Consider the following 23,810-nt stretch of genomic DNA (forward strand, 5'->3'; position numbering starts at 1 on the left):
ATTTTTTACTTTTTATTTTTTAAAAATATTCTATTTTAAACTTCTAAAAATTTCACAATTCCAAAAGCAGCTTCTCTACCATCATAAGTAGCAGTTACTGCTAAATTAGCACCTCTTACGCTATCCCCTCCAGCAAAAACTTTTTTATTTGATGTTTGATAATTTTTATTAACTTTTATTCCATTATATTTATCTAATTCTAAATTTAGTTCATTTACAAAAGCAGGTTTTTCTTGCTCAAATCCAAGTGCAAAAATAATAACATCAGCATTTTGGATATATTCACTATTTGGAATAATTTCAACTTTTTTTCTACCATTTTCATCTGCTTTAGTTAAAGTAGTTTTTTCTAACACAATTCCATTATCTACAATTTTTTTAGGACTTACATTAAATACAAATTCAACTCCCTCTTCTTTCGCATTTACAACTTCTTTTTTACTTCCAGGCATATTTTTTTCATCTCTTCTATATAAACATTTTACACTTTTTGCACCTTCTCTAATTGCAGTTCTCACGCAATCCATTGCAGTATCACCCCCACCAATAACAACAACATTTTTAGCTTTTACATCTATATAATTTTCAACTTCTTCATTAAAAAGTTTTTTTTGAACTTTTGTTAAAAATTCCATTGATAGATGAACATTTGGTTTATCTTCACCTTCAATTCCAGCCTTTCTACCTTTTTTAGCACCAATACCAATAAATATTGCATCATATTTATCAACTAATTCTTTTATAGACTTATTTTTGCCAATCTCACAATTTAAAATAAAATTAGCACCTGCTTGTTCTAAAAACTTCACTCTTCTCTCAATTCTATTTTTATCAAGTTTAAATCCTGGAATTCCATAAGTTAAAAGTCCACCTGCTTTATTAGCTCTTTCATAAACATCCACATTAACACCATTTCTAAGTAAAAATGTAGCGCAACTAAGTCCTGCTGGCCCACTTCCTATAATTGCAACTTTTTTGCCAATCTTTTTATCACTAAATTTTGGTTTTAGTCCTTTCGCAAATCCAGTTTCACTAATATATACTTCAATAGCACCTATTGCAATTGCTCCATGGGTTTCATTTAATGAGCAATCACCTTCACACAGTTTATCTTGAGGACAAATTCTTCCCAAAATTTCAGGAAACGGTGAAGTTTCATTTGAAATATCAAAAGCTAGTTCTAGATTATCTTCACTTACTTGTTTTAGCCATGCTGGAATAATATTATGAAGAGGACATTTATTATGACAATAAGGATCTCCACAATTAATACATCTATCAGCTTGTTCTTTTGCTTTAATATTATCAAACAAATTATAAACTTCTTTAAAATCTTTAATTCTTTCTACAACACTTCTTTTGGAAGCATTTACTCTATCAATTGTTGTAAAAGCTAACATAAATTAATCTCCCTCGTTTGGATTTAATGGTAAAACTGTCATTTTTTTAGGTTTTACTATCCAAAAATTTCTAATTTCTAATCTAAAATTGTCCAAAATCTTTTTTGCTTTGATTGAATTTGTTTCAAAACAATAATCTTTTAACATTTTTTTAAGATATAATCTTTCTTTTTCATTATCATCTGTATCAATTCTAAGTGCTTCAATTAATTCTTTATTCATATTATCCATAAAAGTTTTATGTTTATCATAAATAAAAGCAATACCTCCAGTCATTCCGGCACCAAAATTAATACCAGTTTCACCTAATATTACTATAACTCCACCAGTCATATATTCACATGCATTATCTCCAGTACCTTCTACAACAGCTTTACATCCGCTATTTCTAGCTGCAAATCTTTCCCCTACATTTGCTCTTATATATACTTTTCCTCCAGTTGCACCATAAAGACAAGTGTTTCCAGCACCACTAAATATATTACCTTGATGTGGAGAATTTATAATAATTTTTCCACCACTCATTCCTTTGGCAACATAATCATTTCCAACACCATTTAAATAAATTTCAACTCCATTAGATAAAAATGCTCCAAAGCTTTGCCCTGCAACACCTTTTAAATCAAATCTAATAGTACCTTCTTTCAATCCCTTATCACCATATTTCCTTGCAATTTCACCAGAAATTAATGCACCAAAACTTCTATTTGTATTTTCAATAGTTGCTTTTATTTCTATTGGTTTTGAAGGATTTTCAATAGTTGCTCTAACTTTTTCTAATAAATTTTTTTCAAATGAATTCTTATCCCAAGGATTATTAAATTCAACTTGACATGTGTCAACTCCATCAATTCTTTTTAAAATATTATTAAAATTAAATTTTTTAGCAAATTCATCATCAATTACTTCTAGTAAATCACTCTTTCCAATAATATCATTTAAACTTTTATACCCTAAACTAGCAAGAATTTTTCTAATATCTTCTGCTAAAAATGTAAAATAGCTTATAAGTCTTTCAACTGTTCCATTGAATTTTCCTCTTAATGCTTTATCTTGAGTTGCAACTCCTACACAACATTTATTTGTATGACACACTCTCAACATTTTACAACCAAGTAATGTTAAAGTCATTGTTCCAAAAGCATAACTCTCAGCACCAAGAAGAGCTGCTTTTACTACATCAATTCCACTTTTTAATCCACCATCAGTTTGTAAATGAACAAAACTTCTAAGTCCATTTGCTTTTAGTGCATTATGTGCTTCGCTAAGCCCAAGCTCCCAAGAATCTCCAGCATATTTTATTGAAGTCAAAGGTGCAGCCCCTGTTCCACCATCAGAACCACTAATAATAATTTTATCGGCATATGCTTTTGCTACCCCTGCTGCAATTGTCCCTACTCCAAGTGTTGAAACTAATTTTACAGTTATTTTGGCATTAGGATTAATTTGTTTTAAATCAAAAATTAATTGAGCTAAATCCTCAATTGAATAAATATCATGATGAGGAGGAGGTGAAATTAATGTAACTCCAGGAGTTGTATGTCTTAGTTTCGCAATATAAACACTTACTTTATGACCTGGAAGCTGACCACCTTCACCAGGTTTTGCACCTTGTGCTACTTTAATTTGAAGTTCTTCAGCATTTACTAAAAATTCAGGAGTAACACCAAATCTACCACTTGCAACTTGTTTGATTTTGGAATTTTTTATAGTATTAAACCTAGTTTTATCTTCTCCACCTTCACCAGAATTACTTTGTGCACCAATTGTATTCATAGCAGTTGCTATAGCTTCATGAGTTTCAATTGAAATTGAACCGCAACTCATAGCTGCTGCTGCAAATCTTTTAAAAATTTTTTCTTTTGATTCAACCTCATCAATTGATATTGGTTTTCTATCACTTTTTAATCTAAAAAAATCTCTAATAAATTTTTTATCTCTATTTTCAACTAATTTTTTTAGTTCTTTAAAACCAACAATTTCTTGATTTTGATTTATTTTTTTATTATGGATTGCTTTTATCGTAGTTGGCGAATAATCATGATATTCACCTTTATCAAGATATTTATATAATCCTCCTAATTTTAATGGGAACATTGTCGCATTTGAATGAAATGCTTCAAAATGATATTTTTCAATTCTTTTTTCAATATCACTATATTCTAATCCACAAAGTTCATACATAGCTCCATTAAAACAATCTTTAATTATCTCTTCTGAAAGCCCTAACACATCAAAAAGTGCAGAATTTCTATAACTTGCAACTGTTGCAATACCCATTTTTGACATAATTTTTAATAAACCAAAATTTATAGCTTTTTGAGTATTTTTTAATTTTTCTTTCATTTCATAGTCAGTCAATTTATTTTTATAAAAATCAACAACACTAGCATACATCATATACGGATATATTGCAGTTGCACCAAAACCAATCAAGACTGCTGCACTATGTGGGTCATATACTTCACCACTTACTGCGACAATAGATACTTTATGTCTAATTCCTTCTTTTAAAAGAATCTGATTAATATATCCTACAGCAAATGGCATAGGTATTAATTTAGTTTCTTCACTAATATCTCTATCATCCAAAATTACGATACTAATATTATCTTCTTTAACAGCTTGAATTATTTCATTTGCTAAATTTGTAAGAGCTGTTTTCAAATCAGATTTAAAAGTCGTACTAAAAGTTCTATTTTTATAATATCTATCATAAAAAGAACTTTTTTCTTTACCAAACTCAAATAGAATATCAAATTTTTCTTTCATTAAAATTGGACTAGTAGTTTTTAATCTTTTTGCATAAATTTCTTTTTCTTCCAAAACATTATGAATTTGTCCAAACCCTGTATTTAAACTCATTACAATATTTTCTCTATATGGATCAATTGGAGGATTTGTTACTTGAGCAAATTTTTGTCTGAAAAAATCACTCCAATTTCTTTGAACATTTGAAAATGCTGCAAGTGGTGTATCATCTCCCATACTTGCAGTAGGTTCTTTCCCATCATTTGCCATTGGAAGAATCATTTGGTCAATTACTTCATAAGTAATATTAAAATATCTTTGTTTTTTAGAAAGAGTATCTATTTTATAATCATTAAAATCTATAAATGTTTCTTCAATATATTCTTGTAAATATTGCATATGATTATTTAACCATTTAAAATAATTTTGAGAAGATTTTAGATAATTATTTATATCATCATCGAAAAATACTTTTCCATATTTTAAATCAATACCAATCATTTGACCAGATTTAAGTCTTCCTCTTGCTTGTATCTCATCTTCATCAATTAAAACTGTTCCATATTCACTAGTAATAAATACTCTATTATCTGTTGTAATTACATATTTTGAAGGTCTTAGTCCATTTCTATCAAGCATACATCCTAAAAATCTACCATCTGTCATGCTAACTGCTGCTGGTCCATCCCATGCTTCCATAGAAGTTGATGTATATTCATAAAAAGCACGAAGTTCAGGATCCATATATGGGGCATTTTGCCAAGGAGCTGGTATTAGACTTCTTGCTGCTTTAAAAAAATCCATTCCATTTACTATTAAAAATTCGAATATGTTATCCAAACTTGCACTATCACTAGAACCTTTTTGAAGTATTGGTAGAATTTTTTTTAATTCCTCATCACTAAAAACAGATGATTTAAATACCTCACTTTTAATTAATGTATTAAATCTATTTGCTGCAATTGAATTAATTTCTCCATTATGTGCAATACCACGAAATGGTTGAGCTAATTTCCATTGAGGTAAAGTATTTGTTGAAAATCTTTGATGGAAAAGTGAAAATTTTATTTTAAATTCCGGATCATTCAAATCTTTGTAAAACTGTTTAATAGTTGTTGGCATAACTAATCCCTTATAAGAAATTAGTTTATTAGAAAAACTTGGTATATAAAAATTTTCATCATCAATTTTATGTTCACTTTCTTTTCTTGTTAAATATAAAAGTTCTTCAAATCTATTTTGAGCAATTATTGTATTTGGAATTACAAATATTTGAACAATTTTAGGTAAGTTATTTAATGCATATTCACCAAGTGCATTTATATCAACAGGAACATCTCTTGTAAATACAACTTTTAAATCATTTAGCTCACAAATATGCTTAAATATTTCAATTTGTTCATCATGACTGGCGAACACCATTGCAACTGCATAATTTTCAGGTAAATCAATATTATTGGTTAAAGCTATTTTTCTCATAAAAGAATCTGGCATCGATAAAAGTAAACCACTTCCATCTCCAGTTTTCCCATCAGCTGCAACTGCACCTCTATGCATCATTCTCTCAAGTGCAATAATTGCATCTTCAAGATTTTTGTGTGTTGGAATGTTGTTTAAATCAACCATCAGTCCAAATCCACAATTATCCTTAAAAGCAGTTAATCTTTCATTATAATTCATACAATATCCTTAATAATTATCTTTTTTTGATAAAAAATCTTATAGTATTATACCATAAGATATTGCTTCATATCAATCCACGAAAGAATAATTTTATAATAATTATTCTTTTTTAGTTTTTTATGATATAATTCGGCCAACCAAACGGTGAGTAACCGAATATTTTAGATTTTTAAGATACATTCTTAACGCATTTTCTTCACGAAACACTTCAAAATATTATCTACTTACCGAGCAAGGTAAATAAACAACAAGTGAATTATCACAATTTATAAAGATTATTAATATTAATTTTAATTCACAAAACTTAAGGAATACAATAATGACATTTACAGAATTTAATTTGAGAAATGAGCTTGCAAAAGCAATAGAAACAGCAGGATTCAAAGAGCCAAGCCCAATTCAAGAACAAGCAATTCCAATTGTTTTAGCTGGAAAAGATGTAGTAGGACAAGCTCAAACAGGAACAGGAAAAACAGCGGCATTTGGATTACCAATTTTAAATAAACTTGAACTAGACGGAAGTGTAGAAGCAGTAGTAATCGTACCAACTAGAGAATTAGCCAATCAAGTAAGTGACGAAATTTTTAGATTTGGAAAATTTTTAGGAATTACTACAGCAGCAGTTTATGGTGGATCAAGTTATTCAAGACAACTAAAACATATAGAAAAAGCAAGTGTAGTAGTTGCAACACCTGGTAGATTTTTAGATTTACTAAGAGGTGGAAAAATTGACATAGCACCAAAATATGTAGTATTAGATGAAGCTGATGAAATGCTTGATATGGGATTTTTAGATGATATCAAAGAAATTTTCACATTTATGCCAAGTGATAGACAAACACTTTTATTTAGTGCAACAATGCCACAAGCTATCAAAGATTTAGCAAAAAGAATCTTAATCGATCCTGAATTCATCACTATTACAAAAAATGAAATGGCAAATGCTAACATTACACAAAGTTTTTATGTAGTTGAAGAGTACGAAAGAGATGAAGCGTTAATTAGACTATTAGATTTCAAAAACCCAAGTAAAGCAATAATCTTTTGTAGAATGAAAGTTGAAGTAGACAGAATTACTACTATGTTAGTTTCTCAAGGATACGCAGCTAAAGGTCTTCACGGAGATATGGAACAAAGACAAAGAGAAGAAACTATTAGAGCTTTCAAAAGAAATTTAGAAATTTTAGTAGCAACTGATGTAGCAGCAAGAGGACTTGATGTAAATGATGTAAGTCATGTATTTAATTATCATTTACCATTTGATTCTGAAAGTTATGTTCATAGAATAGGTAGAACAGGAAGAGCTGGTAAAGAAGGTTTAGCAGTATCAATAGTAACACCTGCTGAATTTAGAGGATTACTAAAAATTCAAAAAGCAGTAGGAAGTAAACTTACTGCAAAAGAAATCCCTTCTGTTCATGAAGTAAAAGGTAAAAAAAACAACGAATTACTTGAAAAAATTGAAAAAGCTGATGTAAGCGAAACAGTAATTGAATTGGTTGATAAATTAAAAGAAGAATATGATTTATCTACAATTGCATATAAACTTGCAACTTTACTTGAAGATGAATTAAAAATAGCCGGGAATGAAAAAATCGGTAAAAATATGAGTGAAATCTCAAAAATCGAATCAAGAGCTAAAAATGACAGAGGTGGAGATAGAGGAAGAAGAAGTAGAGGCGGTTACAGAGGTGGTAACAGAAGCAGAAATTCTTCATCTTCAAGAAATGGTGGAGATAGAGGTGGTAGAAACTCTTCATCTTCAAGAAATGGTGGTGGTGACAGAAACAGAAGAAGATAATTCTTTTTCTTTTCTATAAATTAAAAAATTCTAAATCATCTATATTATCTTTTTATAAAATAACTTCTTTATCTTTAAATATTTCTTTAATTTGTTCACAACTACTAGCAAAAGAAGCATCAAGATAATTTACATTATCTGTACTTTTCAAAAAGAAAATTATATCAATCCAATTAATTAAATCATCAACAATAACAATTAAAGAATCTAAAAACATCTCTTTATTACTAGCTTTTTGTAAATCTTTTAATGCTAAATTGTTTATAAAATCTGAAAAATCTTTAAATATAATAGATAAAATTTCAAATCTATACAATCTATTTAAATTTTGATATAAATCATTAAACATAGATGCTATATATTCTTTTTGTTCATAAAATTCTATACATTCTTTAGCATATGCATTATTTAAAAATATAGTAAATTTTCCTAATTTATATTTTAACAAATCTACTCTTTCAAAATCTATATCATTTAATTCTGATACAAAAGTCTCAGCATCTATTTTTTTATTATCATTAAGTGTAAATTTCATATTATAATTTTCATATCTGTCTATTTTTTCTTCAATAAAATCTATAGAAGAATTAAGTTCACAAGAATAATTATAATTAACAAAAGAAAAAAGCTCTTTTTTTAATTTATCCATATCATCAAAATTTTTATCTAAAGTTTTACAAATATTATTATTTAATTCTGATATTTCATCTTCTAAAGAATTAATATAATATATTGACTCTTTTTCATCTGCAATAACTTTTGTTAAAGAATACATAGCATTATAAAAAACAACTTTTTTGACTGGTTTAGATACAAATTCATCAATAATTATATATTTAAAATCAAAATTTTCTTTATTATCAATAACTAAAACCTTTTTATGTGGCATAATTCGTTTTATTTTATATCCATTTTTGAAATTTGTAATTATAATATCATACAAATCTTCATTTTTTAATATTTCATACAAACCTTTTGTTTCGTCATCCAAAATTTTTATTTTAGATAATAATTTAGAAAAATTTTTTTTAAATTCTTTAATAAATTTTTTATGATTTGATAGAAGAACTACACCTTGATTTCGGATATTTTCTAATACTAAAGGCTTTATTTTTTTCTTATCTACATACATTAGATACTCCTATTATATTTTATGTTTATAATAATTTGTTAAATTATTATAAAATCTTTATTTTTTATTAAAATTTTATTTACTAAGGGATTGTATAGTCTATTTTTTACATTTTGATTACAATAAATAATTTGTTTTTTAAAATATTTCATTAAATAATAATTTTTTTCCTTGACATTTTTTTATTTTTTAATTATAATTCCACTACAAAATCACAAAGGAGCTAAAATGGCTTGTGAAAAAAAAGTAGAAGCTACTGAAAAAGTAGTAACAAATCAAACAGAAACAAAGGAAAATAAAATGGAAGCAACTCAAGCAGGAGTATTAGTACTTAAAAATGTACCTGAATTTAAAGCAGAAGCTTATAACGCAGAAACTGGACACTATACAGAAGTATCAAGTGAAGATTTCAAAGGTAAATGGTCAATCGTATGTTTTTACCCAGCAGATTTCACATTTGTATGCCCAACTGAAATTGCAGCTATGAATGCAAGTTTAGATGTAATCAAAGGTGAACTTGGATGTGAAGTATTAGCAGTATCAACAGATACAAAATTCAGTCACAAAAGATTTGCTGAAACTGAACCTTTACTAAAAGATTTAAAACTTACAATTGCAGCTGACACTACACATGAATTAAGTAGAAAATTTGGTGTATTAATTGAAGATGCTGGAATTGCTTTAAGAGGAAGATTCTTAATCAACCCAGATGGTGTAATAGTAGCTCAAGAAGTTCAAGCTCCACCTGTTGGAAGAAGTGTAAAAGAATTCGTAAGACAAATCAAAGCACATCAACATGCTTATAAAACTGGTGAAGTTTGTCCTGCTGGATGGAGACCTGGTAAAAAAACATTACCAGTAAATACTGATGTAGAACAAATGACTGGTAGAGTTGGTGATTATGTAACTATCGAAGAAATTATGGCTGACTAAGAGATTTTCTCTTGGTTACCTAACTAAAAATTATGAAAAATTCACAAAAGTTACTAAGAAATTCTCCTCTAAAAGTAACACCGCAAAGATTAGAAATCTTACAAACAATACAAAAAAATGGACATATTTCAATAGATGATTTATATTCACATATCAAAGAAAAGTTTCCATCAATCTCATTAGCAACCGTATATAAAAATATACATACACTAAAAGATGAAGAAATTTTATTAGAAATTCATCCTCAAAATGAAAAATCACATTTTGAAATAAAAAAAGAGCCCCATGGACATTTTATTTGTAAAAAGTGTGGAAAGATTTATGACTTTGAAATAGAAACAAGTTGTAATCCTCATTTAAGCGAAATTTCTGAGATTAATGAAAGTGAAGTCTATTTATATGGAATATGTAAAAATTGTAAATAACTCACTTCCAGGCCCTTAGGCCGGGAAATTTAAAATATTATATTTCTTCTTTTGGTTCAGCAAAATAATATCCTTGAAAAGCATCAATACCTATTTCTTTTAATGTACTATAAACTTCTTCATTATGCACAAATTCAGCTATAGTTTGGATACCAAGATCATGTGCAAAAGCATTTACATGTTTTACAATTGTATAATACCTTTCGTTTTTATCAATAGTTTTAACTAAACTTCCATCTATTTTTAAATAATCTGGTTTAATATCTGCTAAATAACTAAAATTACTATATCCTGTACCAAAATCATCTATTGCAATTTTGATTTCATAAGGTTTCATTTCTTTAATAAATTTAATAACTTCTTTAAAATCTTCCATAGCTTCAGTTTCAAGAAGTTCTATTATTATTCTACCTTTAAGATTACATTTTTCTATTTGTTTAATTAAATAATTTTTAATCTCTTCATTATGTAAATCTTTATATGAAAAATTAAGTGAAAAATCTTCTTTTCTATTTTTAAAAACTTCACAACTTTTTCTTATCATTGTTTTTGTTATATTAAAGTATAAAGCTGTATTTCTTACATCATCTAAAAAGAAATATGGACTTATTAATTTATCACCATCTTTTATTCTAACTAGACATTCGTAACTATTTATATCTGGCTTAATTATTTTTTGAAATACTGGAACTACTCTATCTTCCTCTAATGCTTTTTTAACTATATCTATTGCTTCAAATTTTTTAATAATTTGTTTTTCTATATCCATTTTTTCATTATATTCAATAAAGTTTAAATCATTCTTTTTAGCATATAAAAGAGCTAAATGAAGTTTTTTCATTATTTTTTCTTTAGTTCCATATTTTACTGTAGCTATTATAATTTCTATATTTATTGGAACTATTTTATCTTTGTATTTTATGTTAAATATTTTTCCTTTAAAATAATTATTTATCTTTTCAATTAAAACACTACATGACATTTCTCCAAAATTTAAAACAATAAATTCATCTGCACTATATCTATATAAATTACAACTTTTAGGTAAAATAGATTGTAAAGTTTTAGAAAATTCTTTTAATACTAAATCTCCTACTTCAATTGAATAATAATCATTTACTAATGAAAAGTTTTTAATATCAACAATCATAAAATCTTTTGGCTTTAATTTTTCTAAATCTTCTTCTAATTTAACTTTATTTGGAAATTCTGTTAATAAATCATAGTAGGTTTTATGTTCTAATTCTTTTAATAATTTAGTTTTTTGATGTAATATATCTACTATCTTAGAAGCTAATTCTTTAAATTCATCAAAATAAAGTCTATTTTTTTCAATTTTCTCTTCTTTTACAAAATCTTCAAAAACTTTTAAATCACTGAATAATCTATTTTTTATCTGATTTAATAATAAATAAATTAAAACAAATAAAATAGAAATAATGAATAATAATATAATAGTTTTTTCAATAAATTCAGCTAAAAGTCTATTTTTTTGTACTTGTTTTATTTCATCTATCTTATCAAGAAAAATACCTGAACCCATAAAATAAGGAGAGTCTTTAATATTTACAACATATGATATTTTAGGTTCTTTTTTATTCGTTTGTGGATTTATCCATTCATAAGATATAAAATGATTTTTAGAATGAGAAATTTTTATTAGTTTTTCTTTTTCTTTTTTTAATTTTTCATTTTTTGATTTTAATAAATCAACACCTACAAATCTTTTATCAGGATGAACTAAAAGAACCCCTTTTTCATTATCTAAAAAGACATATTCAGTTAGATGATTTTTATTATAATTTTGTAATATTTTTTTAAAATTATTAATTTTAAGCTCTTGTGGAGCCTTTATATTATTTAAGATATATCCAAATTGCTCAGCAAACAAATCAACTTTTTCTTTTAATTTCTTCTTTTCTACTAAACTATATTTATTCGTCGCATGAGTTACTGCTTCTTTGTATTCATTATATTCATCAATTATTTGAAATATTAAAAAAAATATAATTGTTAAAAAAAAAGTTCCAAATGTTGCTAATTTAAATTCTTTTGATAATTTCATAAATATCCTTTATACTTTTTAATGTTATATTATATTTTTACTATCCAAAAACTAACTTTTCATACACTTTAAGTGTCATTTTTACATCTTCTAAAGCATCGTGATATCCAGCATTTTGATGACCAAAGAAATAATTCACACACTCTTCAAGTCTTGGCATTTTCTTTTTTTCAAGTTCAACTACATCAACTGAAAAATACATCGTATCAAAAATAGGAACATCTAAATGATTTGTATGATATTTATCTCTTTCAAGCTCTCTTTTTAAAATACCAAAATCAAACAAGACATTATGTCCAACTACCATATCAGCATTATTTAAAGTTTCTAAAATTTCATCTCTTTTATCTCTAAAAACAGGCTTATCTTTTACATCTTCAGCACTTATTTTATGTACCGCGTAAGCTTCAGGATTTATTTTTGCCTCTGGATTTATAAATTCGTGGATTTCTTTTGTAATTTTTCTGGTAATCATATCATATTCTACCATCGCATACGAAATAATATAACCTAAAATATCAGTGGTTTCTGTATCAAAAACAACAATTTTTTTTGCTTTTTTACTCTCAGGCAAAGATTCATAATCTTTTTTAAAAACTTCAAGAATATATTTTGAGCTAAAAGCCTTTTGCATACTCATATATTTAAAATCTTCCACCTCATCATCAACAAGTGAAATCAAATAATCATTATAATTTCTAAAAAATAGATTTTCTCTTTTTGTAGGAAATTTTGAAGAAAATGACTTATCTTTTGCCATTTTCTCAAAATTATCATTAATTGTAAGCTTATTAAAAACAGTTGCTTTTTGAAGCATTCTTGTTTTTGCTGGAAGCATTAGATTTTATCTTTATATGAAACTTTACAACTTGTTAATAAATCTTTTGAAACTAAAAAACTATTTAGTGCATTTAGATATGCTCTTGCACTTGCCGTCATTGTATCTATATTTAGCCCATGACCCAAAATTGCCGGTTTGCTTTCATCAAAAATCACTTTTACAGTAACTTTAGCTAATGCATCTTTCCCTTCAGTTACAGAATCAACTTTATAACTAATAAGTTCCCCGGAATAACCTGTAATTCTATCAATTACTTTAAATACCGCATCAATAGTTCCCTCTCCAATAGCCGCGTCCGTTAAAACTTTATCTTCAAATTTCACACTTGCAGCTGCACTTGCAAGTCCATTTGAACAATCAGCTAATTGAAGAGAAATTAATTCATACATTTTATTGTGATTTATCATCTCATCATTTATAATTGCAATTATATCTTCATCAAAAATATCTTTTTTCTTATCAGCTAAAAGTTTAAATCTATCGAAGGCTTTATTTAATTCAATTTCACTTAATTCATATCCAAGCTCTTTAAGTTTATCGCTAAAAGCGTGTCTTCCAGAATGTTTTCCTAAAACAATTGAATTGTTTTTTTCAAGCCCTATATCTTCTGCACTCATAATCTCATAAGTGTCTCTATGTTTAAGCACACCATCTTGATGAATTCCACTTTCATGTGCAAAAGCATTTTTACCTACAATCGCTTTGTTTGGTTGTGGCTCAATTCCTGTAATTGATGTAATTAATCTACTTGTTTTATAAATTTCTTTTGTATTTATATTTGTTTTGACATCACTAAAAATATCTTTTCTTGTTTTCATAATCATAGCAACTTCTTCAAGTGCCGCGTTACCTGCTCTTTCCCCAATTCCATTAATTGTACATTCTACTTGTCTTGCTCCATTTTTAACTGCTTGAATAGAGTTTGCAGTTGCTAAACCTAAATCATTATGACAATGCACTGAAATAATTGCTTTATTATTTACAAATTCAACTAACTCTTTGATTTGAGCACCAAATTCCCAAGGCATTGTATAACCAACTGTGTCAGGAATATTTATAGTTGTTGCTCCAGCTTCAATAACTGCTGCTATAATCTCTTTTAGAAATGACATTTCACTTCTTCCAGCATCTTCACAACTAAACTCTACATCTTCTACGAATGTTTTTGCATATTCCACTGCTTTTACTGCTCTTCTTATAACCTCATCAGGCGTCATTTTTAATTTATATTCCATATGAATAGGACTTGTTGCTATAAATGTATGTATTCTTTTGTGATTTGCTTTTGATACAGCTTCTCCGGCTTTTCTAATATCATTGTCTAATGCTCTTGCCAAAGAACAAACATAAGAATTTTTCACAACTTCACTAATTTTAGAAATCGCTTCAAAATCCCCTGGACTAGCTGCTGCAAACCCAGCTTCAATAATATCAACTCCCAATTTATCAAGTTGAGTTGCTACTTTTATTTTTTCATCAATTGTCATAGAGCATCCAGGACTTTGTTCTCCATCTCTTAAAGTTGTATCAAATATTTTAATTGTATTCATTATTTATCCTTAAATTATCGTTTTTATAGTATGATTATATCTAAATTTATTAAATTTTTTCGTTAGAAGACAAGCAGCAAGAGTGAATAAGCTAAAAATGGAAAGTGTTTATTATTATGATTAGCCATATTCACTCCTTTTTTTAAATTATTATATAATAATTTTTTTCCTTTGTCAAGAAAATATATCAGATGGTAATTCTTCTTCATGCCACCAATTAAATCTATCACCCTCTTTTATATTTGAAAAGCCTAATGTATATCCAGCTTTTTTAGCAAATTCTATTATATTTCCTATTTCAGGATCAATTCCAAATATTTTTATATATCTATTAAACGCTTTTTGTATTATTTTATTATCTATATTTTTTGTTTTTAATTTTTCTAGTATTTGATACAAGTAAGCAGATTTTATAAGTTCTCCTATTTTAGGAAGTTTTTCTTTTATCTTCGTATAGTTCTTTAGAAGTCTCAATTATATGAGTTACATCACCTTTTGAGCTATATTCTTCAGCTATTGAAACTTTTTTTTGCCATTCATCTTCCAAATTTTTAAAATCTTCTATCTCTTCTAAAAAAGGCTCTTTTTTTACATATTCATAAACTTTATCATACTGTTTATTTGCGATATAACTCATAAAATTAACTAAACTATTTGCTTTATGAAAAAATTCTTTAGCATCTTTTTTATACATCGGAAAATTTTCTAATACATTAGCATATTGTAAAACCTTAGCATAATTTCCATTTTTAATATAATTATTAGTAGCTTTCAAAAGTTTTTTTCCAAAGTCTAAAGCCTCTTTATATTCATCTAAGTCTACTAAAAATGGAAATCTATTTATTAACTCAAAAAAGCCTTTAAAATCTTTTTTTGATAATTTTTGTTTTAATAATAAATAAATCTCTTTTTCATTGAAAAGTGATTGCATAAGAGCAGTTTTCTCTGAAACTCCTCTAAAAGGCATCAATAGTTGTTTAACATAATCTTCTTTAGATTTATCAAAAATTAATTGTCTTGCCATCTTAAAAGACTTTTTCCACTCATTTTCCATATGTTTATAATATTTTGTTTCTTTAAATGATGGATAGTTATTTGCAAGTGAATATGCAAGTGGATATTTCTTTTTAGTGACTAAAATTTTAAATTTATCAAATTCTGAAAAATCTTTAAGTAAATTTTGAATAAACATTCTTTTTGAAGGAATAGACATAAATGGTTTTAAAATTCGATTAACTATATCTTTTTGCCCTTGTTCTAAAAGAGTTTGAGCTTTAACTAGTATATCTTCCCAAATTTTTTCTAATTTAGAATAAAATACTGTATCTTTAAGTAATGGATTTTCATCTACTAAATTATAAGCCTCAGCATATTGTTTATCTTGAATATATTTTTCAAGTTGTTTTTCATCTGCTAAAAGATCATAAATATATAAAATACCATCAACTGTTCCTATAATTAAATACATCATTTCAGGAACAAAATCAATAGATGTTATAGTAGATGTTACATTTATAAATTTATCTGTAATTAACTCATATTTTTCCATATCATATAGATATATATTTTTATTTTTTGTAGCAGCAAACATATATTTTTCATCCATACTAAATGTAAAATCTAAAGCTATATCTGGAAGTTTAGGAACTCTTTTTATTACTTTTCCTTTTGAATAATCACTTACAATTAAATTACCTTCTTTATCTCCACTTAGCATTTTAAAATGGTTTAAAAATTTAATTTTTGTTACCATCGTAGAATGAACTCTCATTTTATAAGCAAATTTCATAGAAGAAATATTTGTAATAGAAATAGTTTTATCATAACTTCCCGTAGCACACCAATAACCATTTTTACTAAAACCTATAGCTGTTACATAATCAGCATGTGGAGCTAATGCCCCCACCATTTTACCAGTTTTTACATTCCAAATATATGCTCTTCCATCTGTTCCACCAGTTGCTACATATTTATTTTGTTCATCAAAAGCAACAGATTCAATCTCCCCTTTATGCCATCCAAGATTTGCACTTGGCTTTCTTGTATTTGTTTGCCAAAGAATTGCTTTATTTGTTTTAGGAACTGTAAATATTAAATACTCACCATTTTTACTAATATCAACATTATTAGCAAATACTCTATTTTTAGGTAATTTTATTTTAAATCCACCATCAAGCTTCAAATTATTCAAATTAAATATTCTAACTGTATTATCTTCATCAATTACTATAAGCCGACTTTCAGAAGTATATTTAACTTTACTAATTGCTCTTTTGATATTAAAAATTTTTAATGGTTGCATTCTTTTCCTTGCTTTGATATAATCTGAAAAAAAGGTTTTTTATGTCTAAAACTTTGACCATCATCGATACTTTTGGATTTTTATTTAGTAACTATTACGCCTTACCTTATTTAAAAGCTAAGAATGGAACTCCAACGGGTATGATAACCGGTTTTATGAACTTTATCTCTAATTTAGGAAGAGATTATAAAACAGATTATATCCTATTTTCTGTCGATTCCAAAGGACCTTCATTTAGAAATAAGATATATCCCAAGTATAAAGCAAATCGTCCCGAAGCACCAGAAGATTTGAAGACTCAACTTCCAATTGTTTTAGAACTCATTAAAGAAATGGGGTTTAAATCAATAGAGATGAATGGCTATGAAAGTGATGATATCATTGCTTCTATTGCAAATATTTCTAAACAAAATGATATAAAAACAATTATTGTATCTCACGATAAAGATATGTATCAATTAATTGACGATGACAAAGTTGTGATTTTTGAACCACGTAAAAAACTATTTATAAATGAAGAAGAAGCTTACAAAAAATTTGGAGTTCATCCAAAAGACTTCATAAACTTTCAAGCACTTCTTGGAGATAGTAGTGATAATGTCCCTGGTGTCAAAGGTGTAGGCCTCAAAACTGCAGCTAAACTTATAAACGAATACCATACATTAGAAAATCTATATGAGCATATTGATGAAATAAAAGGTGCTATGAAAAAGAAACTTATTGAAGGAAAAGAAAATGCCTTTTTAAGCAGAAAACTTGTAACTCTAAAACCTAATTTATTTGAAAATATCAATCTAGAAGAGTTCAAATTTCCTAAAATTAATCCTATCATAAAAGTTGCAGATAAGCTTATGGATTTGGATATGCATAGAATTATAGAAAGAGTTCAAAAAGAAGGAATGATTATTCCTACATCCGCACCTAAAATTCAAAAAATAAAAGTACCAAATGAATTAATTCTTGATGAAAAGAAGTTATTTTCTATAATTGACTCTATAGATAATGAAATAGTGGCTTTTGATACGGAAACAACTTCTCTTGATAGAGACAAAGAGATAGTAGGATTTAGTTTTGCCTTTGGTGAAAATGCTTATTATGTACCAATTAATCATTTTTATTTAGGAGTAGAAGAACAAATATCTTTAGAGAGTGCATTAAAAGCAATTAAAAAGTTATTTACAAAAAAAATAGTAGGTCATAATCTAAAATTTGATTTAAACTTAGTTTATAAATATGGCGTAGAAAAAATTATTCCTTTTATGGATACAATGCTTTTAGCTTGGATTTTGAACCCAGATCAAAAAGTAGGACTTGATGCTTTAAGTAAAAAATATTTAGACCACGAAATGATTCATTTCAAAGATACAGTTAAAAAAGGTGAAAACTTTTCGAGTGTTTCTTTACAAGAAGCAAGTAAATATGCAAGTGAAGATGCTTATATTACTCTAAAACTTTATGAAAAACTTTATCCTATGTTGTGGAGTAAGGAAATTCAAAAAGAGATAACAGATGTTGAAATTCCTTTTATTGATATACTTATAAATATAGAAAATAGAGGAATTAATATCGATATAGAATATTTTAGAAATTTAGAAAAGAAACTCGAGAAAAAACTAGAAAATTTAACAAATGAGATTTATGAATTAGCAGGAGAAAGATTTAATATAAATTCCACTAAACAATTAGCTTTTATTCTATTTGAAAAGCTTGGACTCCCCGCTAAGAAAAAAACAAAAACGGGATATTCCACAAATGAAGCTGTTTTAAATTCTCTAAAAAAGTATCCAATCGTTCATAAACTTTTGGAATATAGAGAACTTTTTAAACTTCAATCAACTTACATAAAACCTCTTCAAGTACATAATCAAAATGGAAAAGTTTACACAAGCTTTTTACAAACAGGTACAGCTACTGGAAGACTTTCAAGTAAAGATCCAAATTTACAAAACATACCTACAAATAAAGAAATAAATATAAGAAATGGATTTATTGCAAGCAAGGGTAAATGGCTTGTTAGTTTAGACTATTCACAAATTGAACTTAGGCTTCTTGCACATTTTAGTGAAGATAAAACTTTGATAAATGCTTTTAATGAGAACAAAGATATTCACTTAGAAACTGCTATTAAAATTTTTGGTGAGGAAAATGCAAAAGAGCATAGAAGTATAGCTAAAAGTATAAATTTTGGGCTTATTTACGGAATGGGTGCTAGAAAATTAGCAGATACAATCAATGTAAGCAACAAAGAAGCAAAAGAGTTTATAGAAAAATATTTTGCTTCATTTCCAACTGTGAAAAACTTTTTAAATGAACAAAAAGAAATTGTGAAAAAACAAGGATATGTCGAAACTCTTCTAAAAAGAAGAAGATTTTTTGATTTTAAAACAGTCAATAGCTTTATGGCAAGTAATTTCGAAAGAGAAGCAGTTAATACAATTTTTCAAGGAAGTGCTGCTGATTTGATTAAACTTGCTATGCTTGAAATTGAAAAATTAAACAATAATGATATGATTTTACAAATCCACGATGAATTAATTTTTGAAACAAATAATTTAGAAGACATTGAAACTTACAAAAACATTATGGAAAATATATTCAAACTAAAAGTACCTTTAAAAGTGGGAGTTAGCAAAGCAAAAAGATGGGGAGAAATTAAATAATTTGGTATAATTAAATCAAAAAAGGCTAATAATGAAAATATCAATAGGAATTTTGCCTACAAAAAGCAATGCAGATGTGATTTTACATCCTGTAAAATATAAAAATTCAATAACTTATGAGCCAAGTGCAGAAGAAGCAGTTATCGCTTTAATGGTAAAATATTTTATTTATGATGAATTAAATGATGAATTAAAAGAGTATTTTAATGAGCTAGACATTGGATATTTATATAGTGAAAGTAATTTTGATGAATTTGATTTAGAAATGATTGAAAAAAAACTAGAAAAAGATAATGAAATAATCATAGGTAGAGATGTTTTACTTCATCCTAAAAAAGAAAATATTTTAAAACTTGCAAATTTACTTAGAAAAAAATTTAAAGTAAATGAATTTGTAAATAACACTAATTTAGATGAAATTGAAGATATAGAAGAGTTTAATGGAAGTGTAGTCTATTTAGATGAGTGTGAAAATGATGATATTTTAATAAGTAATCAATTTAAAATTGCTAATAAAATCAATAATGACAAAATTTCAGTAAATTCAAAAAATAAAAATGTAATTTTAGATGATAATTTAAAAGGTGTATTTGGCGTGATTTGTGAAAAAACAGATAAATATCCTTTCGAAAGAGTGAAAATAAATTGAAAAAAATAATTCCCTTTTTTTTAATTATTCCTCTTTTCGCACTTGAAATAGTAGTAAATAGTGTAAATGACTATTCTGTATTAAATATAACAAATAATAATCCTTTTATATGTAAACAAAAAGAAAAAAATATATATATTTGTAAATTCAACAAACTCCCATCAGCTCCTGTTTTTTCGACAAAAAGTGTCGCATTTAAACTAACTCCATTTTTTGATAAAAATAGTTTTTATATAAAAATCCAAGCAAAAAACAAATCTATTATTAGAGCTTTTAAAAAAAATCTATTTGAAGGTTATAATAAAAGATTAAAATCACTGAGTATTGCAAAAAAATGGGTTATTATTTCTTATAAAAACAAACTTCCTTTAATTTATCAAAAACCAATAAATGGCCTTAAATTTCCTCTAGAAATTGATATAAAACCTTTTGTTGGTGCAATTGATGAAAATGGTAATCCAATAAATTATGATACACAAACTGCTGATGTAGTAGAATATTTTTCTATTCTTAGACAATATAAAAAAAACAATTTAGATATTGATAGAATAGATAAATTTTTAGCTAATTATCCAAAATCTTTATTTGTATCTGATATTTTATATTTAAAAATCAAACTTCTTGATGAACAAAGTAATAATGATGAAGTAATAAAAGAAGCAAATGAGTGGATAAAAAAATATGCTTTCAATGAACATCTACCTGAAATAATATTAATTTTAGCAAAAAATTATGCTAATGATGCAGATATGGAAAGTGCTACTTATATGTATGAAAGACTTTTTACAGAATATGAAGGAACTAAGTATGCTTATAAAGGTATGATTTATTTAGCTGATGAATTATATAGTGCTGGGGATAATAAAAGAGCTTTTGCATTATATAAAAAGGCTTTTGCAAATACAAAAGATTTGGAAGTTGCTTCGCTTGCAGCATCTCGTTTAGGTCAAAGATATTTAGCTGAAGGAAAAGTAAAAAAAGCGCTTAAATATTATAAAAAATTATATGAAGCTAATAAAGAATATTTACTTAAAGATATACACCAAACATATCAATTAATTAATGATCTTGCTAATAATAAAGAGTATAAACTAGCCACTGAAATAGGAAATAATTTACTTAACAAAATTTATATTCAAAATGATTTATATGAGCCTCTTATGTATAGATTAGCTAAATGGAACTACAAAATAGGCAATTTTAAAGAATCAATGAAATTTATAAATAAATATTTAGCTGAATTACCTTATGGAGATTTTGCAGGAGAAATGAAAAGTATAAAAAATAAAATCTTATTTCAAATACCAGATAATAATTTGACTTTAATGCTTCAAAGATATGATGAAATTATAAAAAAATATAAAGATAATAAATTAGCTAAAAAAGCTCTAAAAAGTAAAGTTAAACTTTTGTATAAATTAAAAAGATATAAAGAAATTTTAGATTTAAATACAACTGATATAAATAAAACTATTATTATAAATAGTGGTAAATTCAGTGTGATTAAAGATTTAAATACATCAAATTGTATTCAAGCAATCAAAGTATATAAAAAGTTTAATATTAAGTTAGAGAAAAAATATGATGAACCATTATTTAAATGTGCTTATAAAGTAAGAGATTTCAACCTCGCAAGCCAAATTCCAAATAAATATTTGATTTTAAATAATAATAAAATCGTATTAAAATGGCTAATAAATAAAGCTAAAGTTTTCGAAGTTCAAAATGATTATAAAGATTTAGCTTTAATTATTGATGATATTTGTAATCTTAAAAAAACAAATTGCTATGAATTCAGATATAAACAATTTTTTGCTTATTATAATTCAAATCAACCAAAAGAATTTTTAAGTATTGCTACTAAATTTTTAAATAATGATAATGTAAAAAATATAGATATTTTCCAAAAAATTGTTTTATATTCACAAAAAACAAATAATACTTTAATGACTTATACATATTCTAAAAAAATATTAGAATTAGAAAAAAAATATCATACATTTATTCAATCTCCTGAGATTGATTTTATTTTCGTAGAATCAAGCTAAAAAATTAAATAAAACAGATGAAGCAATCAAAGTACTGAAAAATATATTAAAATTAAATATAGATGAAGATAACAAAGCAAAAGCATATTATATGCTCTCATCTATGACAGGTAAAAAAATATATCTGCAAAAATGTATTAAACTTAAAAAATCTAAAACTTGGATGCCTTTGTGTAAACAATCATTGGAGGTATTTTAATGAAAAAAGCAGTAGCAATGCAATATAAAGCATATGAAAATAATGCTCCAAAAGTAATTGCAAAAGGTTCAGGTGAAATTGCTAAAAAAATTTTAGAAAAAGCAAAAGAATATGATATAAATATATTTAAAAATGCCCAATTAACTGATATGCTTATGAATGTAGAAGTAAATGAAGAGATTCCTCCAAAGTTATATAAAGCTGTTGTAGAAGTTTTTATTTGGCTTCATAAAACTGAAGAAAAGGCTCAAATCTCAAAATAATAACTAAAAATTTAATTGAAAAATCATTTATATGGTTAATTTTTAGACAACTTTTTTATTATTCCTAGATATTCATAAGATATAATTTTAATATAAAAAACATTAAAAGGATATCTTTTGAAAGAATATATTGATCTTTATATTAAAAATAGAGGAAAAATTGAAAATTTTATAGAAAACAGTATTGAAAGCTTAGGAGAATTAGGAAATCAATCAGATTATTTTTATAAACAACTTTTTTTAACTTTTACATCTCTTGAATTAGTTTATGTAGTAGATGCTAAAACAAATATCCAAATTTCACCTAATATATATAAAAAAAACAATGATAATGATGAAAAAAATAAAGATAGAAGTTATCTTATAAATAAACTTATTATTAAAGATAATAATTTTGCTTTTACAAAGCCTTATCAAAGCTCAACTGGAACACTTTGTATTACAGTTTCAAAAAAAGATGGAGATAATATAATATTTTTAGATTTTGATTTAGAAAAACTACTTGAACGCGTAGGGATTATAGAAAAACATATTTATTTTAGTAAAATTATTAAAGGTTTTTATTTTATTGCAGGATTTTTTATGATGATACTTGCAATTTCAACAATCATTTATGGTGGATATAACTTTATAAATCATTTTATACAAGGTAGTGATATAAATATTGATGGAATTTTTAAACCTATTATAGCAACTACACTAGGACTTGCTGTATTTGATTTAGCAAAAACTATTTTAGAGCAAGAAGTATTTTTTAAAAGTTATTCAAAAGAATCAAAAATAGAAATTAAAGTATTAACAAAATTTTTAATAACAATTTTAATTGCTCTTTCTATTGAAACACTGATAGTCGTATTTAAAATTTCAATTCATAATTATGACAAAATGATAAACGCCCTTTATTTAATGGGTGGTGTATCTTTTATCATTTTATCTCTAGCTGTACTAATATTTTTGACAAAAATTACAAAAGAATAATAAAACTCAAATATTTTTAAATATTATTTAGTGTAACTATAACTACATTTCCTTTTAACTTTTTAGTAGGTAAAGAATAAAAACAAGCCAATATATTTAATAAAAAGCAATATTAAAGTATAAGAGAGCA

Annotated in this window: 16 protein-coding genes; 8 read left to right on the forward strand and 8 right to left on the reverse strand. The window is 26.0% G+C overall.

Annotated elements, in window-relative coordinates; translation table 11 throughout:
• Positions 1-35 precede the first annotated feature (35 nt).
• The gene (locus ACZ5OA_RS08790; protein WP_464907476.1) at positions 36-1,400 is read right to left on the reverse strand and encodes a glutamate synthase subunit beta; all 1,365 of its coding nucleotides are present in this window, start codon (positions 1,398-1,400) and stop codon (positions 36-38) included.
• 3 nt (positions 1,401-1,403) lie between these two features.
• Positions 1,404-5,831 carry a glutamate synthase large subunit gene (gltB, locus tag ACZ5OA_RS08795; RefSeq protein WP_464907477.1) on the reverse strand — a complete coding sequence of 1,476 codons (4,428 nt, stop codon included), beginning with the start codon at positions 5,829-5,831 and terminating at the stop codon, positions 1,404-1,406.
• Between the two features lie 322 nt (positions 5,832-6,153).
• On the opposite strand from gltB, the gene ACZ5OA_RS08800 reads away from it, so the two are divergent.
• On the forward strand, positions 6,154-7,635 hold the full coding sequence (locus tag ACZ5OA_RS08800; RefSeq protein WP_464907478.1) for a DEAD/DEAH box helicase: 1,482 nt from the start codon (positions 6,154-6,156) through the stop codon (positions 7,633-7,635).
• A gap of 52 nt (positions 7,636-7,687) precedes the next feature.
• Here the strand turns inward: ACZ5OA_RS08800 and ACZ5OA_RS08805 are convergent, their stop codons facing one another.
• Positions 7,688-8,767, reverse strand: coding sequence for a hypothetical protein (locus ACZ5OA_RS08805; RefSeq protein ID WP_464907479.1), 1,080 nt, complete (start codon positions 8,765-8,767; stop codon positions 7,688-7,690).
• Positions 8,768-8,995: 228 nt separating this feature from the next.
• On the opposite strand from ACZ5OA_RS08805, the gene ACZ5OA_RS08810 reads away from it, so the two are divergent.
• Both ACZ5OA_RS08810 and ACZ5OA_RS08815 read left to right on the forward strand, forming a co-directional pair.
• Complete coding sequence (locus tag ACZ5OA_RS08810) at positions 8,996-9,700, forward strand: peroxiredoxin (RefSeq protein WP_464907480.1); 705 nt, start codon at positions 8,996-8,998, stop codon at positions 9,698-9,700.
• Between the two features lie 32 nt (positions 9,701-9,732).
• Positions 9,733-10,125, forward strand: a complete 393-nt coding sequence (locus ACZ5OA_RS08815; RefSeq protein ID WP_464907481.1) for a Fur family transcriptional regulator — start codon at positions 9,733-9,735, stop codon at positions 10,123-10,125.
• A 37-nt stretch (positions 10,126-10,162) separates the two neighbouring features.
• Here the strand turns inward: ACZ5OA_RS08815 and ACZ5OA_RS08820 are convergent, their stop codons facing one another.
• From ACZ5OA_RS08820 to ACZ5OA_RS08840, 5 genes are all read right to left on the reverse strand, one after another.
• On the reverse strand, positions 10,163-12,190 hold the full coding sequence (locus ACZ5OA_RS08820; protein ID WP_464907482.1) for an EAL domain-containing protein: 2,028 nt from the start codon (positions 12,188-12,190) through the stop codon (positions 10,163-10,165).
• A gap of 40 nt (positions 12,191-12,230) precedes the next feature.
• A complete protein-coding gene (locus tag ACZ5OA_RS08825; protein WP_464907483.1) occupies positions 12,231-13,028 on the reverse strand; it encodes a 3'-5' exonuclease in 798 nt (265 codons plus the stop codon).
• Positions 13,028-14,581: a 2-isopropylmalate synthase gene (locus tag ACZ5OA_RS08830; RefSeq protein WP_464907484.1), complete on the reverse strand. Its 1,554-nt coding sequence runs from the start codon at positions 14,579-14,581 to the stop codon at positions 13,028-13,030. Before ACZ5OA_RS08830 ends, ACZ5OA_RS08825 begins: the two co-directional genes overlap by 1 nt.
• A gap of 174 nt (positions 14,582-14,755) precedes the next feature.
• Positions 14,756-15,055, reverse strand: coding sequence for a hypothetical protein (locus ACZ5OA_RS08835; RefSeq protein ID WP_464908344.1), 300 nt, complete (start codon positions 15,053-15,055; stop codon positions 14,756-14,758).
• The gene (locus ACZ5OA_RS08840; protein ID WP_464907485.1) at positions 15,009-16,883 is read right to left on the reverse strand and encodes a WD40 repeat domain-containing protein; all 1,875 of its coding nucleotides are present in this window, start codon (positions 16,881-16,883) and stop codon (positions 15,009-15,011) included. The genes ACZ5OA_RS08835 and ACZ5OA_RS08840 overlap by 47 nt, the downstream gene beginning before the upstream one ends.
• Positions 16,884-16,924: 41 nt before the next feature.
• On the opposite strand from ACZ5OA_RS08840, the gene polA reads away from it, so the two are divergent.
• The 5 genes from polA (at position 16,925) to ACZ5OA_RS08865 (ending at position 23,680) form a co-directional block, all read left to right on the forward strand.
• On the forward strand, positions 16,925-19,543 hold the full coding sequence (polA, locus tag ACZ5OA_RS08845; protein WP_464907486.1) for a DNA polymerase I: 2,619 nt from the start codon (positions 16,925-16,927) through the stop codon (positions 19,541-19,543).
• Between the two features lie 31 nt (positions 19,544-19,574).
• Complete coding sequence (locus ACZ5OA_RS08850) at positions 19,575-20,192, forward strand: hypothetical protein (protein ID WP_464907487.1); 618 nt, start codon at positions 19,575-19,577, stop codon at positions 20,190-20,192.
• Entirely contained in the window at positions 20,189-22,240 is a 2,052-nt protein-coding gene (locus ACZ5OA_RS08855; protein ID WP_464907488.1) for a tetratricopeptide repeat protein, read from the forward strand. Before ACZ5OA_RS08850 ends, ACZ5OA_RS08855 begins: the two co-directional genes overlap by 4 nt.
• Positions 22,241-22,438: 198 nt before the next feature.
• A complete protein-coding gene (locus tag ACZ5OA_RS08860) occupies positions 22,439-22,702 on the forward strand; it encodes an EscU/YscU/HrcU family type III secretion system export apparatus switch protein (RefSeq protein WP_464907489.1) in 264 nt (87 codons plus the stop codon).
• 117 nt (positions 22,703-22,819) lie between these two features.
• Entirely contained in the window at positions 22,820-23,680 is an 861-nt protein-coding gene (locus ACZ5OA_RS08865) for a PDC sensor domain-containing protein (RefSeq protein ID WP_464907490.1), read from the forward strand.
• Positions 23,681-23,810 lie beyond the last annotated feature (130 nt).

The sequence above is a fragment of the Thioreductor micantisoli genome (assembly GCF_055392745.1).

Bases quoted from the DNA above. Each gene is read 5' to 3' on its own strand.
- ACZ5OA_RS08790 (WP_464907476.1), bottom strand. From the start codon at position 1,400: ATGTTAGCTTTTACAACAATTGATAGAGTAAATGCTTCCAAAAGAAGT.
- gltB (WP_464907477.1), bottom strand. From the start codon at position 5,831: ATGAATTATAATGAAAGATTAACTGCTTTTAAGGATAATTGTGGATTT.
- ACZ5OA_RS08800 (WP_464907478.1), top strand. From the start codon at position 6,154: ATGACATTTACAGAATTTAATTTGAGAAATGAGCTTGCAAAAGCAATA.
- ACZ5OA_RS08805 (WP_464907479.1), bottom strand. From the start codon at position 8,767: ATGTATGTAGATAAGAAAAAAATAAAGCCTTTAGTATTAGAAAATATC.
- ACZ5OA_RS08810 (WP_464907480.1), top strand. From the start codon at position 8,996: ATGGCTTGTGAAAAAAAAGTAGAAGCTACTGAAAAAGTAGTAACAAAT.
- ACZ5OA_RS08815 (WP_464907481.1), top strand. From the start codon at position 9,733: ATGAAAAATTCACAAAAGTTACTAAGAAATTCTCCTCTAAAAGTAACA.
- ACZ5OA_RS08820 (WP_464907482.1), bottom strand. From the start codon at position 12,190: ATGAAATTATCAAAAGAATTTAAATTAGCAACATTTGGAACTTTTTTT.
- ACZ5OA_RS08825 (WP_464907483.1), bottom strand. From the start codon at position 13,028: ATGCTTCCAGCAAAAACAAGAATGCTTCAAAAAGCAACTGTTTTTAAT.
- ACZ5OA_RS08830 (WP_464907484.1), bottom strand. From the start codon at position 14,581: ATGAATACAATTAAAATATTTGATACAACTTTAAGAGATGGAGAACAA.
- ACZ5OA_RS08840 (WP_464907485.1), bottom strand. From the start codon at position 16,883: ATGCAACCATTAAAAATTTTTAATATCAAAAGAGCAATTAGTAAAGTT.
- polA (WP_464907486.1), top strand. From the start codon at position 16,925: ATGTCTAAAACTTTGACCATCATCGATACTTTTGGATTTTTATTTAGT.
- ACZ5OA_RS08850 (WP_464907487.1), top strand. From the start codon at position 19,575: ATGAAAATATCAATAGGAATTTTGCCTACAAAAAGCAATGCAGATGTG.
- ACZ5OA_RS08860 (WP_464907489.1), top strand. From the start codon at position 22,439: ATGAAAAAAGCAGTAGCAATGCAATATAAAGCATATGAAAATAATGCT.